Source organism: Acidovorax sp. (assembly GCF_046341535.1).
In the GTDB taxonomy this organism is placed as follows: Bacteria; Pseudomonadota; Gammaproteobacteria; order Burkholderiales; family Burkholderiaceae_C; genus Acidovorax.
Genome location: NZ_JBKDRI010000031.1, coordinates 1 through 2,500 on the forward strand (window position 1 = coordinate 1; position 2,500 = coordinate 2,500).

A 2,500-nucleotide genomic window follows, 5' to 3' on the forward strand; every position below is an offset into this window, starting at 1 on the left:
GGAGGAGACAGTGTGGCCATCGTTACGCCATTCGTGCAGGTCGGAACTTACCCGACAAGGAATTTCGCTACCTTAGGACCGTTATAGTTACGGCCGCCGTTTACCGGGGCTTCGATCAAGAGCTTGCACCCCATCACTTAACCTTCCGGCACCGGGCAGGCGTCACACCCTATACGTCCACTTTCGTGTTTGCAGAGTGCTGTGTTTTTATTAAACAGTCGCAGCCACCGATTTTTTGCAACCTCTTCGTCCTCCCGTTGTTCACGGTCAAACTACAAAGGCACACCTTCTTCCGAAGTTACGGTGTCAATTTGCCGAGTTCCTTCTCCCGAGTTCTCTCAAGCGCCTGAGAATACTCATCTCGCGCACCAGTGTCGGTTTGCGGTACGGTCGTCTTTAGCTGAAGCTTAGAGGCTTTTCCTGGGACCACTTCCAGTTGCTTCGCGAGCAAGCTCGCTCGTCTCAATCCCTCGGCATACGCCCGGCGGATTTGCCTACCGGACACCTACAGACCAAGAACCGGGACATCCAACACCCGGACAACCTTCCACGATCCGTCCCCCCATCGCACTAAAGATCGGTGCAGGAATATTGACCTGCTTCCCATCAGATACGACTTTCGTCCTCTCCTTAGGGGCCGACTCACCCTACGCCGATGAACGTTGCGTAGGAAACCTTGCGCTTACGGCGAGCGGGCCTTTCACCCGCTTTAACGCTACTCATGTCAGCATTCGCACTTCTGATACCTCCAGCAAGCCTTACGACTCACCTTCGCAGGCGTACAGAACGCTCCCCTACCACTTGCTTGCGCAAGTCCGTGGCTTCGGTGACTGGCTTAGCCCCGTTACATCTTCCGCGCAGGACGACTCGATCAGTGAGCTATTACGCTTTCTTTAAAGGATGGCTGCTTCTAAGCCAACCTCCTGACTGTTTTAGCCTTCCCACTTCGTTTCCCACTTAGCCAATCTTGGGGACCTTAGCCGACGGTCTGGGTTGTTTCCCTCTCGACAATGGACGTTAGCACCCACTGTCTGTCTGCCGTGCTCATACTTCCAGGTATTCGGAGTTTGCTATGGCGCGGTAAGTCACGATGACCCCCGCAACCATTACAGTGCTCTACCCCCCGGAGCAATACACGACGCACTACCTAAATAGTTTTCGGGGAGAACCAGCTATTTCCGAGCTTGTTTAGCCTTTCACCCCTACCCACAGCTCATCCGCTAGTTTTGCAACACTAGTCGGTTCGGACCTCCAGCAGGTGTTACCCTGCCTTCATCCTGGCCATGAGTAGATCGCTCGGTTTCGGGTCTACGCCTAGCGACTGAATCGCCCTATTCGGACTCGGTTTCCCTACGCCTTCCCTACACGGTTAAGCTTGCCACTAAACGTAAGTCGCTGACCCATTATACAAAAGGTACGCCGTCACCCCTTGCGAGGCTCCGACTGTTTGTATGCATGCGGTTTCAGGATCTATTTCACTCCCCTCCCGGGGTTCTTTTCGCCTTTCCCTCACGGTACTGGTTCACTATCGGTCGATCACGAGTATTTAGCCTTGGAGGATGGTCCCCCCATCTTCAGACAGGATTTCACGTGTCCCGCCCTACTTATCGTACGCTCAGTACCACCGTCCTGCTTTCGCGTAAGGGGCTATCACCCTCTATGGCCGGCCTTTCCAGACCGTTCCGCTAGCAAGTCGACTATCACGTACAGGCTGATCCGATTTCGCTCGCCACTACTTTCGGAATCTCGGTTGATTTCTGTTCCTGCAGCTACTTAGATGTTTCAGTTCGCTGCGTTCGCCTCCACGCGCCTATGTATTCAGCACGGGATACTCCTTGCGGAGTGGGTTTCCCCATTCGGGTATCTGCGGATCAAAGCTCGTTTGCCAGCTCCCCGCAGCTTATCGCAAGCTACTACGCCCTTCATCGCCTGTGATCGCCAAGGCATCCACCACATGCACTTATTCGCTTGACCCTATAGCTTTGCGGACTCCTGAGTACGAGTCCAGGTCGAAGCGAAGCGTTAATGCCGCATCTCAAAGCTCTTTCGAACTTAGTCGAGAATTTGGTTGACGCAATCACAATCGACACGCGCTCATCACGCGCATCGATCGACTTCTACGGATTGTTAAAGAACAGCAGATATTCGCTCGAAGAGCGAGTCACCTGGCGACTCGTACCCCGATTCCTTTCGGAAAGGGCCGAGCCGGCTTGCGACTCCATCCTCGAGGACATCAGACAGCGGCAAAGGAAATGGTGGAGGTGAACGGGATCGAACCGATGACCCCCTGCTTGCAAAGCAGGTGCTCTCCCAGCTGAGCTACACCCCCGAGGAACTCGTGGTGGGTCTGGCTGGGTTCGAACCAGCGACCCCCGCCTTATCAAGACGGTGCTCTAACCAGCTGAGCTACAGACCCTCTCTCAGAAGAGATTCCTATCCCGAGCTGCTGTTGTGCTCGACAGCCGATAAGTGTGGACGTTTACGCTTCCGCGCCTACTCG

At 54.6% G+C, this 2,500-nt stretch carries 2 tRNA genes and 1 rRNA gene; all 3 read right to left on the bottom strand.

Annotated features, from left to right (window positions below):
- Positions 1–1,974: ribosomal RNA gene (locus ACK543_RS01855) — 23S ribosomal RNA — on the bottom strand; the annotation flags it as partial.
- A gap of 279 nt (positions 1,975–2,253) precedes the next feature.
- Positions 2,254–2,329 (bottom strand) — tRNA-Ala (locus ACK543_RS01860).
- Between the two features lie 10 nt (positions 2,330–2,339).
- A tRNA-Ile gene (locus ACK543_RS01865) sits at positions 2,340–2,416 on the bottom strand.
- Positions 2,417–2,500: the final 84 nt, after the last annotated feature.